Genomic DNA, 15163 nt, shown 5'->3' with positions numbered 1-15163 from the left:
AAACGCTCAAAATTGGTCTCATTATCACAAAATAAAAACTCATCGGGTTCCTCCGCATATAATTTAAATCGACCCACAACGCGGTGATCTACCTCGATGAAGGAATGTCCAACACCAGTCAGCATTGGTTTATAGTTATACTTTTCGTAGCCCCAGCACCAGGTATTTCGATACCAAATCGTAGGTAAAACGGTAATTGGCGCAGCTACTTTGGACCGATTGACCACCGTTATTTGAATCAATATATCTTGTTCATCGCCTTTCGCATATTCCATGGAAATATCAAAAAACTCATTGTTGGCAAAGATTCCAGTATCCATCAACTCGTACTCTGGCTCTAAACGCGTGCGTTTTTTACTTTCGTCTATCAGTTTTTGATAGGGATAGGTTTGCTGCGGATACTTATACAGCATTTTTTGATAGGAGTGCGTAGGTGTCGAATCTTGGTAATAATACAATTCCTTCACGTCTTCCCCGTGATTCGATTCGTTTCCTGTTAGGCCAAAAAAGCGCTCTTTTAAAATGTGATCCCGGTGATTCCAAAAAGCAAATGCAAAACAAACATGCTGTTTATTATCCGATATCCCGCCTATACCTTCTTCCCCCCAGCGATAAGCTTTTGAACGGGCGACATCATGGGAAATAGTTTCCCAGGCATTTCCATTGGCCGAATAATCTTCACGAACCGTGCCCCATTGACGTTCCGTCAAATAAGGTCCCCACTTTTTCCAACCTTTATTATCATTGCGTAGACTCAGTCGTTCGCGTTCGGCCCCTTTATGTGACATAAATTTAAAAATGCTTAGGTAGTGTATGCTTGCAAGCTACAAATATAAAATTTTTGATGGAAAACTAATTTGGAGAAAAGAGACAATTAGAATGGCCATGTAGATGATATTCATCTTTCTTTTTATATTCGAAATTCTAAATCAACAAAATGAAAAAACTCACTTACCTCTTATGTCTTTTGGCCTTTGTATCCTGCAAATCGGGTGATGCCAAAAAAGAACTAAGTACACTTGTCGACTCCTATTACGAGGAACAATTAAAACTAAATCCCATTTCTGCGACAGCGAATGGAGATAATCGGTATAATGATCAAATGAACATCGAATTCACCGATGCGCATCGGGCAAAAATTAAAGCCCTTTTAGAAAAAACACTAACGAGTTTAGGCGCGATTAATCGGGACAAATTGGACGACAATGATCAGATTACCTATGACATCCTGAAACGTGACATCGAACTAGGATTAGAAGGCTTGAACTATCCGGACAACTTAATGCCGCTGAACCAATTTTACGGTTTCCATTTAACGTTTGCCCAACTAGGCAGCGGGTCTGTGTTGCAACCATTTGCCACAAAAAAGGATTATGAGAATTGGGAAAAACGGATGCACATCGGTGCGGCGTACATGGATTCAAGCATCGTATATTTCAAAAGAGGTATCGCGGCAAATATCGTTTTACCGAAAGCCTTGGTCGAAAAGATAATTCCCCAATTGCAATCGTTTCAGGTAGTGGACGTTAAAAAAAGCACGTTTTACGGTCCTTTGACGAATTTTCCAAAGGATTTCACGGAGGCCGACAAAGCGAAATTCACCAAAGAATACACGCAGATTATTCAATCTGAAATCATCCCAGCTTACAGTCGGCTTGCCCAATTTATACAAACGGAATACTTGCCTAAGTCGCGGCCAACAACCGGGATATCGGCGATTCCGAATGGAGCGGCTTATTACCAATACTTGATTAAAGTCTTGACGACAACCAATAAACCTGCGGATGAAATATACCAAACAGGTTTGGCGGAAGTGAAGCGCATTCGGACCGAAATGGAGAAAATCAAAGATGGTGTCAGCTTCAAGGGGACGTTAGCTGAATTCTTTAGCCACATGAAAACGGATCCTAGCTTTTATCCATACAAAACGCCGGCAGAGGTTTTGGCCGCTTTTAATACGATTCACAAGAAGATGGAACCATCATTGAAAACGATGTTTGGTCGGGTACCCAAAACCCCATTTGAAATTCGTCAAACCGAAGCCTTCCGTGCGGCATCGGCTTCTGCGGAGTATTTCCAAGGATCTGAAGATGGCTCACGACCTGGTATTTTCTATGTACCAATATTAGACGCGAAGAAATTCAATGTCACGTCTGGCATGGAAAGTTTATTTTTACATGAAGCCATTCCTGGGCATCATTACCAGATTAGTCTCCAACAAGAAAATGGCCAATTGCCTAAGTTCCGTCGCTTTGGTGGAAATTCAGCCTATGCAGAGGGTTGGGCGCTTTACACGGAAAGTTTAGGAAAAGAATTGGGATTATACACAGATCCATATCAATACATGGGCGCTTTGGGTGACGAAATGCACCGGGCGATTCGTTTAGTTGTGGATGCAGGAATGCACTCGAAAAATATGACCCGCGAAGAGGCCATTGCTTACATGATGTCGAATGAACCAATTTCTGAAGAGGGAGCCGTTGCGGAAATCGAACGCTACATGGCGATTCCTGCACAAGCGTTATCTTATAAGATTGGTGCTTTGAAAATTCGTGAGATTCGCGAACGTCTGAGTAAAGAAGTAGGTCCCAAATTCAAGCTTTCTAATTTCCATGACGAAATCCTGAAAGATGGCAATATGCCATTGGATGTGATGGAAAACAAGATGAATCGGTGGGCCAAAGGCTTGTAGCGCCGTGATGCCTCGCGTCTATTTCTTTGGCAAACCTTTCAGGATTGCCAAAGTTGGCCCATGCATGGAAACAATAGACGCAATACTTCGCGTTTATTTCTTTGGCAAACCTTTCAGGATTGCCAAAGTTGGCCCATGCATGGAAACATTAGACGCGAAGTCACAGAATTTCGTCCCAACATAATAAAGACGCAACATATTTCGTTTCTATTAACAACGAAGCGTCGCGTCTCTACCATATACTATGATCAATCTAACCACTACATTCTCCATCCCACGTTCGCCTTATTTGATTCGAGCGAACAGCCGCATTCTATGTATCGGATCTTGTTTTGCTGAAAATATGGGACAGCGATTAGCTGATTTACCATTAGAAGTATCAAATCAAGCATTGGGTACACTTTTTCATCCCTTGAATATTTTAAGGGGCTTGAGTCCACAAACCTTGCAACATTCGGATTTGTATAAACAAGGTCATTTATATGTCCATCCCGATTTCCATTCGCAATTCATGGGTGAAAATCCGGAGGAGTTTATTACAAAATTGACCGAAATCAAAGCAAAGACCATAGCGTTTTTAGCATCCAGTCAATACCTGATTATCACCTGGGGAACGGCTTTTTATTACGAAGATCAGGTGCTGGGTAGGGCAATTGCCAACTGCCATAAACAGGCTTCTACTCGATTCATCAAAAAACAGAGTACCGTGGATGAAATCTGTTTGGCTTACAAAAATTTCATCCTAAAAAATCCACATCTCAAAATTATTATCAGCGTATCGCCCATCCGACATACACGTGATGGGATGCCGGAAAATTCAGCTTCTAAAGCAATTTTACGATTAGCAGCGGAAGAATTAGTGCGCAAATTTCCTGACCAAGTCACGTATTTTCCTGCCTACGAAATCATGCTAGATGAATTACGGGATTACCGGTTTTATCAAACCGACATGATTCATCCGACGGAGCAAGCGGTGAATTACATATATGAACGTTTTAAACAAACGCACTTTACGGATAACTTGTTGGTGATTTCAAAAAGATGGCAAGAAATTTACAACACCTTGCAACACCGTCCACATCCGTTGCAATTCCCAGCGCATAGGGAGATTATTGAACGATTGCGCAAGGAAATTGAAGCTGATCAATCGGGTGTAGATTCATCCAAACTCTTGGCGAAAATAGACCAACAAATATTGGCCTTGTCTTAATAGAATGCCTTATATTTGAAGTTTGAACGGAAAGAAAGATATATGGGCGAATTGAGTGTTACGAAAGAGATTATCATTGGTGCCTTGAGCACGGTACAAGAACCAGATTTGAAAAAAGATTTGGTCACCTTGAATATGATTAAAGATGTGGAATTGGGTGTAGGCGAAGTTCGATTTACGGTCGTATTAACCACACCAGCCTGTCCTTTAAAGGAAAAAATTCGCAAAGATTGTGAGGATGCTATTCATAATTTAGTACATCCAGATTTAAAAGTAGTTATCAATATGACTGCTGAAGTGACGACACTCCAGCAACAAGATCCCTTGATTCCAGGTGTTAAAAATGTGATTGCCATTGCTTCGGGCAAAGGTGGGGTGGGTAAATCGACCGTAACGGCGAATTTAGCCATGGCCTTGAAAAAGGCAGGTGCCAAAGTAGGTATTTTAGATGCTGATATCTCAGGTCCATCAATTCCAGTCATGTTTGGTGCGGAGGATATGCAGCCCCTAGTGCAAGAAGTAAATGGGAAAAATCGCATTCAACCGATTAACCAATATGGCATTAAACTCATTTCAATGGGTTTTTTAGCACCTTCTGACAGTCCAGTACCTTGGCGTGGGCCGATGATGACACAGGCTTTGCGGCAATTCTTTGGTGATACAAATTGGGAAGATTTAGATTATTTGCTCATCGATTTACCTCCGGGAACTTCGGATATACATTTGACATTGGTTCAACTTATCAAAGTGACGGGTGCGGTTATTGTAACGACGCCACAGAAAGTTGCTTTATCAGATGCGACAAAAGGATTGCAATTTTTTAAGCAGGCTGGAATTAATGTGCCAATTTTGGGATTGGTTGAAAATATGTCTTATTTCACACCGGCTGAATTGCCGCAAAATAAGTATTACTTATTTGGCCAAGACGGTGGGAAAGCGCTTGCAGCGAAATACAATGTGCCTTTTTTAGGTGAAGTGCCTTTGGTACAAGCAATTCGTGAAGCGGGAGACTCTGGAAAACCGATTGCCGCAGATAATAGTCCAAGTGCGGAAGCATTTACGTCTATTGCAGCGAGTTTGGCCCAACAAATTGCGATTACTAACGCACAATAAAAACATGGAAAATCATCCTTTGTACACGCGGGTTCAAGTAGCATTAGACAGCATTCGCCCCTATTTAATTGCCGATGGCGGGAATGTAGAAATCGTCGAAATTTCCACGGATAATATATTGAAACTTGCCCTGGTAGGAAATTGCCAATCATGTAATATGTCGGCCATGACCTTTCGTGCCGGGATTGAAGAAGCCATTAAACGCGAAGTCCCTGAAATCGTTTCAGTAGAAGAAATTAAAGACTTATGATGCGGATTGGAATATTTTTTGGGGGCCAAGCACGTGAACGCGAAATAAGTTTCGCGGGAGGAAAGACCGCGATGACCCACATAAACAAAGCATTATTTACGCCTATTCCAGTGTTTGTGGACGGATTAGGAAATTTTATATTAATTAAGGAAAAGTTAATTTATCAGGAATCGATTCGGAATTTCTTCCCTCCTGTTGCATTCCAAACTGCCCCTTTTTCAGTTTACACGGAATCATTGACTGATTTGACTGAATATGATGCCATGATTGCGTCGATTGGCACGCAGATTAGCCCGTCTGAATTTTCGGCTCATTTTGATTTTGCATTTATCGCCATGCATGGACCAGGCGCAGAAGATGGAAGCATTCAAGGTTTACTAGAATGGTATAATATACCCTATTCTGGACCTAGCGTACTTGGTTCGGCGATTGGAATCGATAAAGCCCAACAAAATCTTTGGTTGGAAAAGAGTGTTGGATTAGATAAAAAATATTTTGTGTTGCAGCGGGCCGACTATGAATCATATGGTCGCGAGACGTTGTTTGAACAAGTTAAAAAGGCCATTGGAATTCCATTTGTGGCGAAGGCGCCACATCAAGGTTCGTCGATTGGTTTGGCTTTTGTGAAGGAGGATTCCTTAGAAGATTTTGATCAGGCGATTAAGAAATGTTTGTTTATTCAGGAGATACAGCGGACGGATTGGTTGACTTATTCGGAGGATGACCAAGTTGCTTTGCTACAAAAAATGGTGAATTTGGATGAGGGGATTGGTTTTCCGGTTCGATTTAATCACCAAATCTATGCGCATCCATCGGCCTTGTTGACAGATTTACGCGAATACTTCACGCATACGGTAACGAAAGCCAGTATTCATTCGATTCATTCGGAAGATGCGGTCTTGTTGGAGGCCTTTGTGAATGGAAATGAATTTAGTTGTGGGGTAATTCAGACACCACGTGGTGAGGCAGTTGCGCTTCCTCCTACCGAAATTGTCATCGACGAATCGGTTGAGGTATTTGATTTCAATGCGAAATACAAATCAAAACTTACGCGTAAGCGCATCCCAATGGATGCTTCGTTGGGTCATTTGCAACTCATTCAGGAGCAAGTGAAGCAGGCGTTTGATGATTTGGGATTTGGTGTTTGCACGCGCATTGATGGTTTTTTACGTGCGGATGGCGTGATTGTTTTACATGATCCCAACACGATTCCGGGGATGTCGCCATCTTCATTGATCTTCAAACAAATGGCGGAGATTGGCCTAACGGTCACGGATTCCATTACTTATTTCATTCGTCAATCCATTCGGGAGCGTTTACGGACCGGAAAAAATTACCACACGTTCCGGAAATTATTGGAGGGTTTAGATGCTGAAATTAAAAACGTTTTAACTGAAAAAGCTTTGCAGACTCCTGTGACGATTGTGATTGATACGGAGGATTTGGAAGGAAGTTTTGAGTCGGCACGTGCCCAGGCCGCATCATTAGCAGCCCAAGGAAATGTGGCGTATCAAGTGGTGATGCCAGTAGAAATGGAAGAAGGAACAGTTGATTATCCTGTTCATGTGGCGCAATTAGCCAAAGAAAGTGGCAAAGAATTTTTTGACAGTATTCATGCAGGCGTTCATCCACTGATTGCGCATACGCGTCAGGCAGGTGCTGAAATCACTGCTTTTTATACGAATTAAGATGGAATTAAATCCGTTGCAATATCCGATCGGCAAATTTGCTGCTCCTGAAATCATCACTCCGGCTTTACGTCAGGAATGGATTTCGATTATAGCAGATTTACCAGGCCAACTGGCAACTTTATTGGACGGAGTAGATGAAACCTTGTTGGCAAAACCCTACCGAGAAGGTGGGTGGTCGGCCCGCAAAGTGATTCATCATTTTTACGATAGTCACATTAATAGTTACATTCGTTTCAAAATGGCGTTGACGGAGGACAACCCAACGATCAAACCATACGATGAAAACACGTGGGCGGAGATGCCTGATGGTAATGAAGCTCCAATCGCCTGGTCGATTGAAGGCATCAAATACATTCACTTACGCTGGGTTTACTTAATGGAAACGATGGATGAATCGGACTGGTCGCGCACTTATTTTCATCCGGAGCGTGGGATTACCTATCGACTAGATCGAGTGCTGGGTATTTATGCATGGCATTGCGTGCATCATTTGAAGCACGTAGAGTCAGTCATATAGACTCTAGACGTTGGACGCTAGACGTTATTTTTCCTTCGGACTGACGACTCCGGACTAACGACTAGCGACTGACTACTAGCGACTGATGACTTTCTTCTTGTTCCACGGTGCCGTGGTATTCCTAGCCATATCGATGGCCAAACCAATCATCAAAAGGGTAAATAAAATTATAACCCAGCGGAATATTTTTTGGTTTTTCATCTGTTTCAGTTAAGCGTCAAATTTTAATGTGGCACTATCTTGGGTGACTTCCGCCCAGGCGTGTAAATTTGGCCACTGTAAATGAACACAATTTGCGGTTTCCATGTTTCGAGTTTCGCCTAAAAAATAGGAGGCGACATAGGAAATCGAAGGATTATGTGCCACCAAGTAAATGACAGGACTTTCTTGTTTAATTAACTCTATGACATACTGAGGACCGGTCGCATGGTACCAAAAGTCCGAAAACACCCCTTTTTCATCTGAGAGTACCTCGAACGTTTCACGCGTACGAACGGCGTCCGAAACTAACCAAATCCCTTGGGGCATAGCTACGTTTTTAATCTTTTGCGCTAACTCATTGGCTTCTTCAATTCCTTGACTGGAAAGTTTCCGAGCTTCGTCGGGACTCGTATAAGGTCCCGCATGGGCGTGTCGGATGAGGATTAATTCGATCATGATTTGATTAATGGGAATTCGCCTGCAGCATGTTTGGCACCCATCTTAATGTAGTGGTCAGCACCATGTTTTAATGATTCGATCTGGGTCTCATTTAAGGTTTTTACAACCTTTGCAGGCGAACCTAGAACCAAGGAATAATCCGGAATTTCCATTCCAGCCGTGACTAAAGCGTGAGCGCCGATGAGGCAGTATTTGCCAACTTTGGCACGATTCAATACGGTGGCGTGCATGCCGATAAGCGATCCCTCGCCTATTTCAGCGCCGTGCACAATGGCGGAATGGCCAACGGTTACGCGGGTGCCAATGATGGTTTTATCGCCTTCATCAGCATGTAAAACAGCATTATCTTGAATGTTGCAGCCGTCGCCCAAATGTATTTCCTCAACATCTCCGCGGATGACCGCACCGTACCAAATGGACACGTCTTTTCCGATGATCACGCGTCCCATGACGCTCGCTGTGGGTGCAATAAAAATAGCCATCCGATTCTTTTTTTGCCAAAGATAAACCATTTTGATAATTTGCTGCATGAAGAAAACGTTATATGAAGTTGGTAACTGGTCCCCCACCGATTGCATTTTATCGCTAGGTTGTGGAGCCGCGTGGTGGGAAATAAAGCAAACCATGGAGCAAGAGGCGGGGGAGTTACTTTTATTGGATAGCAATAAAGACGTCTTAAATTGGCCAGATTTGGATGAGGCCATCGCCTATTTTGAAGAACAATACGGGAAGAAAGCCACGACCCCTGCATCTATTTTCCTTGCGGATGCAGCCCAAATTCCACTCTCTGACGAGACTGCTGATCAAATTTGGTTATTAAATTCGTTGCATGAACTGGATAACTTGGAGGCTGTTTTAGCTGAAATAGACCGTGTTTTAAAGACAGATGGCTGCGTGATTGTGGAAGAAATTATGACTGGGGGAGTGCATGAAGGATGCGGAAAACGTTTGTTTACACGTTCGGAAATCGTCGGCTTATTTGCTTCGCATGACTTACATGTTGTGTATGAAGGGTCTAAAGATGAAGAGGCTGACTACATAAAATTCGGCCGATGAGGCTTGATTCCTAGCGATGGTTTTCGCAAATTTGTAGCTTCATGAGCAGCATTAATAAACCTTATATTATTGGAATTACTGGAGGGAGTGCTTCGGGAAAAACGCTATTTTTAAAGCGCCTGATGGAGCAATTCCCGGATGATGAGATCTGCTTATTATCGCAGGATAATTATTATCGGCCGATTGAGCATCAGACTAAAGACCACAATGGTATTGAGAATTTTGATTTACCGGGGGCGATCGATGACGAAGCTTTCGCGGCTGATGTTGAAAAATTACGTGCTGGAGAGGTAGTTTCCCGTGCGGAATACACCTTCAATAATTCAACAAAAGATCCTAACATGTTACATTTTTATCCCCGCAAAATATTAGTTGTGGAGGGTATTTTTGTGTTTCATTTTCCGGATGTGGCTCGGCTATTAGATTTGAAAATTTTTATAGATGCCAAGGATAAGATTAAACTTGAGCGTCGGATCAAACGCGATAATGAGGAGCGTGGGTATGATTTGCAAGATGTGATGTACCGCTGGAAATACCATGTCAAACCTACGTATGAGCAGTTTATTCGCCCACATAAACGATCGTGTGATATTGTGATTCCAAATAACGGTCATTTCGAGAAGGGCCTAGAAGTAATTGTTCACTTTTTACGCAGCCGGTAGGTAGACGCTGCCGGGGTCTACGACCCCGGCAGCGTCACTCCACTAACGCGCTAAAACAGACTTTAGTATCTACCTAAATTCGAATATCGCTTAGTTGGTAAATCCCCTTCTATTTCCTTAAATAAGCCCCTTTCAAATCTTATCTCACCTAAATTAATCAGTTTATTGATAAACTGAGGCATCCTTTTTTACGTAAAAAAGGCACTTGTAGACTGATATTCTACACCTCGCACACAATTTACCCTTCCACGAAATCGTTACAGGAAGTGACGCTGCCGGGGTCTGCGTCCCCGGCAGCGTCTACCCCCCACGCCTACTGCGCATAATTTGGCACAATTTCATTTGAATCTAATTGGGTAGCAAAATGCGTGGAAGCATCCGTTGAGTTAATGACTTTAATTTGATTTAACTGGGCCGCAGTTAAAGTACTATGGATAAAAATATTCCCTCCCGTTCCGCTAGGTCCCAAAATAGCAATTTTGCCAAACTGATTTAAAACTCCTGTCGACATAATAACACCCCGATTTGAAACAAATTTCAACGAAGTTGTTTCTAATTTCCCGAACGTATTTAACTGTGTATCTGAAGTTGGAGTAAACACGCCAGTCCAACCAGTAATGGTTAGTAATCTGAAAGCACTAAATGAGGCCAAACTAGTAAAGTTAATCTGATGACTTCCTGCTCCTAATGTGATCGCAGAAGAAGAAACAAGACTAATTGGCCCAAAATTATCACTAAAACCATTTGTCCGTAACGTCCCACCTCTGAAATTAATCGTGCTTAAATCATGAATTACATTATTTGCACCCAGACTTAGAAATCCCCCCGTAATATTAGTTACTCCCGTATATGAATTTACTCCACTCAATGTCAAGTTACCATTACCACTTTTTGACAAGGACCCTGTACCAGTCGTAATACTACCTAAAACTTGGACATTACCATTTCCTATAAAATCCACATTGATATTACTGGCATTAATTGAATTCCCAGACGTGAGACTCATGGTCCCCGCATCACTAGCAATAGACACCGCACTCGTGACAAGTGCAATCGCTCCAGCCCAGGAATTATCGCCCGAGATGTTTCGCAGTGCTCCCCTGCTCATGATACCTGTACCTGTTAAACGTAATGGTAAGGCGGGAATACTCACATTATTTTGTAGTTCCAATGCCGCTCCCGAAGCCACAGAAACTAGCGAAGACGCGCCTAATCCATTGCTATGACGAACATTGACTATCCCACCATTGATCAGCGTCGTTCCACTATAACTACTCAATCCGCTCAGCGTTAAAACCCCAATCCCATTTTTTACCAATCTAATACTACTAGCTCTGCCATTTTCAATGCCTCCCGCATAGCTCGTACTCTCCCCATCCGAGCCCATCGTTAGGACCAAACCTCCTCCGCTCCCTGAACTTGTCACCAAACTTCCTGACAATCCTGCTAAAGAGGATACTGTCAAACTATAATCCGACATATCCAATACGCCGGTCGATCCAATACTTAAGGAATTCTTGGCAAGTATATTTGCACTTGCTCCCAAACGAAGTGTACCAGCCGAAATGATTGTGCTGCCTCGGTAATTGTTCACATTAGTATTAAATACAAACAACCCTACACCGCTCTTTGTCAAATTACCTCCGGAAATTTGACCGCTCACTTGCCCATCATTTACCCCCAAGCCAGAACCTGTTGTTAAAACCGCATTGTCGATGTCAAGTGTTAAACTTCCATTTCTTCCATATCCATCCAAACCCGCATTTCCATTGATTGTTGAGATATTCGATCGTAGCGTTAATCCAGCTAATCCAGTAATTATCACCGAACCGCCCTCACTAGAGGCATAAATTGGATTTGAACTATTGACCCCTCCCGCAGCAGTAATTATTCCTGAACTCGTTGTATTCACATAGCCAGTCGCATTTAGGGTAATAGATCCTGCAGAACTGTAAACAATCCTACCTATGGCATCTGAACCCTCTCCCGATGTTGTGATTGATGACATAACCAAAATATTACCCTCAGACGTAAAATTCACATGATATCCTTTATTATTCCCCAAGTTCCATGAGCCACCTATCAAATTAATCGCACTAGATACGCGAATGTCTCCCTTCGCTGCAATACTAAAGGTGTATTCAGAACCTCCCGAATTAGTGCCAAATATAGCGTGAGAAATTTGTACGGTCCCAACTTGCGTACCTGTAGCATTTGTCGTTAATAGACGCACGCTACCTCGGATAAAACCACTCCCATCTAAGCGATTAATTATATCAGAGGTCTTCAAATTCGCATTGTCAGAGGTTGGCATAAACGTGTAAACACCACCCAACAATTCACTCCAGCTACCACCAGAGGTAACCAAAGAGGTAATTTCTACGTTGCTATTTTGACCTAAACTAGTAAAAGCAACACATAGAAAAACACATAGGCTAGAAATATACCTGCCCAATAAACCTGAATTGTATTTTTGACTATGCATGAAATTAATAAAAGTAATCTATTTGGATTCGATCATTGGCCACCAAAATAGTTGAACCATTATTTGTCGCGTTATAGATCGCTGTTTTACCACTATTCGAAATAGCCCATTTTGAAATGCGCACCCCATTGATAAATAAATTTAGTGTGGAATTTGAATTAGGAGTTTGAGAGAGCGTAAATGTGGTTAGGCCGGCCGTTGCAACATATTCATCCGACACAAATCGAACGGAAGAAGCAAGTGCTGTCTGAACAAAGCCAGTGGTGGCAATTTGTGTTGTGTTTGTTCCTGAACTAGCTGTAGGCGCCAAAGGGATCCCCGTAAATGTGGGTGATGCAAGATTAGATTTTAAAAGTAATCCAGGGACTGTGGGAGACGTGGCCGTTCCAGACAAATCTCCAGCTAATTGTATCTTTCCCGTTGCTAATGATGTCGCATCGGCAATCGATGGAAGAGTTACTGAACTTCCCGTTCCTGAAATGGTTAAGGTAGAACCTACTAGGCCTAATGTTTGGGCCTCTGCCAAAACCACCGCATCCGGAACCCAAGCTGTTCCATTATACTTCAATACTTGTCCGGTAGTCGGTGATGATGCACTTAATGTTGCTCCTTGCAAGCGAGCTATGGTTGGTGAGGAAGCAGTACCTCCTAGGTCGCCGGCCAACTGCACTTTACCTTTTGTCGTGGCATCCGCATCGACTACAGTGGCACTCACCATGGCTGACTGAACAAAGCCTGTCGTGGCTAGCAACGTTGAATTATTTCCTACAGATTGAGTAACCGCTGTCGTCGAACTAGGCAAAACGAGAGTACCCGTAAATACAGGAGAATTCAAATTTGCTTTGGCATCCAAAGCCGCCTGAAAAGCTACCCCGGTTGTCGCAATATCAACATAATCCTTAACAGCTTTCACCGAGGGGTATTTTTGATTGCTAGCCGCATCTGCCATGACATCCGTCGACTTATTCACTAAACTTTCTTTTAATGCCAGCCCAGGAACGGTTGGATTCGTCGCCGTCCCCGCTAAATCACCAGCCAATTGCAATTTACCCGTCGCCAAGGTAGTCGCATCCGGCGTACCGGTGGTAATGACATTGGACATGGCATTGTCTACATAGGATTTTACGGCCAACTGCGATGGATAAAGCGAATTACTCGGCCGTGAGTTGCCTAAGTCCAAAGCGGTCGACTTATTGGAAAGCATCTCAAAACTATTCGCCATCTGACTTGTCTGATTTTGTAAATTAGCGAGTTGGCTCGATAAACTAGTAGACGCATTCGCTGTACTTTTAATCCGCTCATCATACTCACTCAAGGTGGAACGTATCGAATTGAGAGATAAATTCACGGCAACAATTTGCGTTTGGGTACTATCTAATCGAAAGCTCAGATCACTGATCGACTGATCGATCACGATAAATCGAATTTTATTGGCTTGTTGGTTCGCCTCTATCTTAGCCGAACTCTCCTGAATCGCAATGGTGTTGACCAATACACTTTGCTTGAGCGGATCTAAATCTTTGGGTACCAGATAGCCCACATCATTTGAAAACTGACTTAGTTTCGTGGGTGAATCGCGCACATTTTTGTAATCCACCGAGGCCGCATAGAGCGCATAAGGCGTAAAAGTCAAGAGTTGATTACTGACTTCCGTAAATGCAGATGACCCATTGAAATTCACACTTACATTCAGTTTTTTGAGTTTTTCATCCCATACAACAGAATCAAATTGCTTGTATTTCGCCTCTCCAGAAGCTGAATTTGAACCCATCGTCCAAGCCGGAGTTCCCTTTCCAATAACCAAATTAACCAGACCAAAAGCATCTGTTTTCGTTGCATGAATTTCCTCATAATCAATTCCCTCCTCGGAAACCAAGGTAAATCGAATCCAAACATTCCCACTAGCCAATGGCTGACCAGAAATCACCTGACCTGGAATTTCAATTGGATTCGGATCCAATATGACCGCTTGGTAATTCAAGCCAGTTTGTTGGCCATATGCCGACCATGAAACACAAATCAACACGAAAAAAAGAAGACTTTTATGCATCAGATCTGGCTTATTGGTTTAATCTTATCCCCATCGCAAGCGTCATCGGAACCATATCCAGTGTGCCCGTTGGCGTTACTTTTGAAAAATGAGTTTGATAAGATGCAACGTGTGCAAACGCACCCACCTGCGCATTAACTTGTTTAATTACCTCAATTTGTACACCACTAAACATGCGAAGCCCTTTAAATTGTGGTTCCAACAAAAGATCAAAATAGCGGGAACCAACGAGCTGTTGGCCTGCCACCAAATACTGCCCCATCACCCTTCCAGTTACCTGAATAGACCAGCCTTTAATCAACGGAATTCTAGGCCCAAAACCAGCGGATACCCCCACATAATCTGTTTGATAAGAAAAAGCAATTTGTTGGACATCCCCAATCGCATTAAATTGATTGTAGTTCAGCCCCAAATCATAGTGAAACAGATGTAGAAACTTGGATATTTTAGGACGCTGACTAAAGTAAATGGCTGATTTTGAAAATTTGGAAATCAAACGATCGGTGTCCAGTAGAACCTGTTCATGGGCGATATCCAGATGTAAACCAGATTGCGGTTTTAATAGGTCAACAGGCTTACCTGCTGAATTCGCAAATTGATATTGTGTGATATTGGAACCGATGGCCCACTTCCAAGCTTGAGCTTGAATGGAATAAATAGGGACGAACAGCAGGAGAACCACCACACGACGAACGCAGTAAATGGCCCATCCCCTGAGGAATAGATTAATCATGTATCTTAGAACTAGGTATTTGAAAACTAAATCGAGTTAATTTT

Annotated in this window: 13 protein-coding genes and 1 pseudogene; 8 read left to right on the top strand and 6 right to left on the bottom strand. The window is 42.7% G+C overall.

The genetic code is table 11. From position 1 onward, the window contains the following. Nucleotides 1-788 (bottom strand): annotated as a pseudogene (locus AC1W6K_RS04170) (MGH1-like glycoside hydrolase domain-containing protein); the annotation flags it as partial. A gap of 149 nt (nt 789-937) precedes the next feature. Here AC1W6K_RS04170 and AC1W6K_RS04165 point away from each other — a divergent pair. From AC1W6K_RS04165 to AC1W6K_RS04140, 6 genes are all read left to right on the top strand, one after another. Then, complete coding sequence (locus AC1W6K_RS04165) at nt 938-2692, top strand: DUF885 domain-containing protein (protein ID WP_481946553.1); 1755 nt, start codon at nt 938-940, stop codon at nt 2690-2692. Nucleotides 2693-2936: 244 nt separating this feature from the next. Next, nucleotides 2937-3902: a GSCFA domain-containing protein gene (locus AC1W6K_RS04160; protein WP_481946552.1), complete on the top strand. Its 966-nt coding sequence runs from the start codon at nt 2937-2939 to the stop codon at nt 3900-3902. A 42-nt stretch (nt 3903-3944) separates the two neighbouring features. Further along, nucleotides 3945-5015, top strand: a complete 1071-nt coding sequence (locus tag AC1W6K_RS04155; RefSeq protein WP_481946555.1) for an Mrp/NBP35 family ATP-binding protein — start codon at nt 3945-3947, stop codon at nt 5013-5015. A 4-nt stretch (nt 5016-5019) separates the two neighbouring features. Next, nucleotides 5020-5265: a NifU family protein gene (locus tag AC1W6K_RS04150; RefSeq protein WP_395785287.1), complete on the top strand. Its 246-nt coding sequence runs from the start codon at nt 5020-5022 to the stop codon at nt 5263-5265. After that, nucleotides 5262-6953 carry a D-alanine--D-alanine ligase family protein gene (locus tag AC1W6K_RS04145; RefSeq protein WP_481946551.1) on the top strand — a complete coding sequence of 564 codons (1692 nt, stop codon included), beginning with the start codon at nt 5262-5264 and terminating at the stop codon, nt 6951-6953. Before AC1W6K_RS04150 ends, AC1W6K_RS04145 begins: the two co-directional genes overlap by 4 nt. Before the next feature lies 1 nt (nt 6954). Further along, complete coding sequence (locus tag AC1W6K_RS04140; protein WP_481946550.1) at nt 6955-7473, top strand: YfiT family bacillithiol transferase; 519 nt, start codon at nt 6955-6957, stop codon at nt 7471-7473. Nucleotides 7474-7683: 210 nt separating this feature from the next. On the opposite strand, the gene AC1W6K_RS04135 is transcribed toward AC1W6K_RS04140, so the two are convergent. Both AC1W6K_RS04135 and AC1W6K_RS04130 read right to left on the bottom strand, forming a co-directional pair. Next, nucleotides 7684-8130 (bottom strand): SixA phosphatase family protein, encoded by a 447-nt coding sequence (locus AC1W6K_RS04135; RefSeq protein WP_481946549.1) that lies wholly within the window; start codon nt 8128-8130, stop codon nt 7684-7686. Further along, complete coding sequence (locus tag AC1W6K_RS04130; RefSeq protein WP_481946548.1) at nt 8127-8663, bottom strand: gamma carbonic anhydrase family protein; 537 nt, start codon at nt 8661-8663, stop codon at nt 8127-8129. Before AC1W6K_RS04130 ends, AC1W6K_RS04135 begins: the two co-directional genes overlap by 4 nt. Between AC1W6K_RS04130 and AC1W6K_RS04125 the strand changes: the two genes are divergently transcribed. After that, the gene (locus AC1W6K_RS04125; RefSeq protein WP_395785292.1) at nt 8662-9189 is read left to right on the top strand and encodes a class I SAM-dependent methyltransferase; all 528 of its coding nucleotides are present in this window, start codon (nt 8662-8664) and stop codon (nt 9187-9189) included. The genes AC1W6K_RS04130 and AC1W6K_RS04125 overlap by 2 nt on opposite strands. A 41-nt stretch (nt 9190-9230) precedes the next feature. Then, entirely contained in the window at nt 9231-9851 is a 621-nt protein-coding gene (gene udk / locus AC1W6K_RS04120) for a uridine kinase (protein ID WP_481946547.1), read from the top strand. A gap of 313 nt (nt 9852-10164) precedes the next feature. Here the strand turns inward: udk and AC1W6K_RS04115 are convergent, their stop codons facing one another. The 3 genes from AC1W6K_RS04115 to AC1W6K_RS04105 are packed head-to-tail and all read right to left on the bottom strand — an operon-like array spanning nt 10165 to nt 15119. Next, on the bottom strand, nt 10165-12336 hold the full coding sequence (locus AC1W6K_RS04115) for a beta strand repeat-containing protein (protein ID WP_481946546.1): 2172 nt from the start codon (nt 12334-12336) through the stop codon (nt 10165-10167). 4 nt (nt 12337-12340) lie between these two features. Then, the gene (locus tag AC1W6K_RS04110; protein WP_481946545.1) at nt 12341-14386 is read right to left on the bottom strand and encodes a hypothetical protein; all 2046 of its coding nucleotides are present in this window, start codon (nt 14384-14386) and stop codon (nt 12341-12343) included. A 10-nt stretch (nt 14387-14396) separates the two neighbouring features. Next, nucleotides 14397-15119 (bottom strand): hypothetical protein, encoded by a 723-nt coding sequence (locus tag AC1W6K_RS04105; RefSeq protein WP_481946544.1) that lies wholly within the window; start codon nt 15117-15119, stop codon nt 14397-14399. Between the last annotated feature and the right edge of the window lie 44 nt (nt 15120-15163).

The sequence above is a fragment of the Aquirufa sp. genome, from assembly GCF_964796385.1.
The sequence above is the reverse complement of the archived record's forward strand: the minus strand, read 5'-3'. Positions and strand labels throughout refer to the sequence as shown.

What these genes read in the sequence shown, in the direction of transcription:
- AC1W6K_RS04160 (WP_481946552.1), top strand. Translation starts at nt 2,937, where the DNA reads ATGATCAATCTAACCACTACATTCTCCATCCCACGTTCGCCTTATTTG.
- AC1W6K_RS04155 (WP_481946555.1), top strand. Translation starts at nt 3,945, where the DNA reads ATGGGCGAATTGAGTGTTACGAAAGAGATTATCATTGGTGCCTTGAGC.
- AC1W6K_RS04145 (WP_481946551.1), top strand. Translation starts at nt 5,262, where the DNA reads ATGATGCGGATTGGAATATTTTTTGGGGGCCAAGCACGTGAACGCGAA.
- AC1W6K_RS04140 (WP_481946550.1), top strand. Translation starts at nt 6,955, where the DNA reads ATGGAATTAAATCCGTTGCAATATCCGATCGGCAAATTTGCTGCTCCT.
- AC1W6K_RS04135 (WP_481946549.1), bottom strand. Translation starts at nt 8,130, where the DNA reads ATGATCGAATTAATCCTCATCCGACACGCCCATGCGGGACCTTATACG.
- udk (WP_481946547.1), top strand. Translation starts at nt 9,231, where the DNA reads ATGAGCAGCATTAATAAACCTTATATTATTGGAATTACTGGAGGGAGT.
- AC1W6K_RS04150 (WP_395785287.1), top strand. Translation starts at nt 5,020, where the DNA reads ATGGAAAATCATCCTTTGTACACGCGGGTTCAAGTAGCATTAGACAGC.
- AC1W6K_RS04105 (WP_481946544.1), bottom strand. Translation starts at nt 15,119, where the DNA reads ATGATTAATCTATTCCTCAGGGGATGGGCCATTTACTGCGTTCGTCGT.
- AC1W6K_RS04110 (WP_481946545.1), bottom strand. Translation starts at nt 14,386, where the DNA reads ATGCATAAAAGTCTTCTTTTTTTCGTGTTGATTTGTGTTTCATGGTCG.
- AC1W6K_RS04125 (WP_395785292.1), top strand. Translation starts at nt 8,662, where the DNA reads ATGAAGAAAACGTTATATGAAGTTGGTAACTGGTCCCCCACCGATTGC.
- AC1W6K_RS04130 (WP_481946548.1), bottom strand. Translation starts at nt 8,663, where the DNA reads ATGCAGCAAATTATCAAAATGGTTTATCTTTGGCAAAAAAAGAATCGG.
- AC1W6K_RS04115 (WP_481946546.1), bottom strand. Translation starts at nt 12,336, where the DNA reads ATGCATAGTCAAAAATACAATTCAGGTTTATTGGGCAGGTATATTTCT.
- AC1W6K_RS04165 (WP_481946553.1), top strand. Translation starts at nt 938, where the DNA reads ATGAAAAAACTCACTTACCTCTTATGTCTTTTGGCCTTTGTATCCTGC.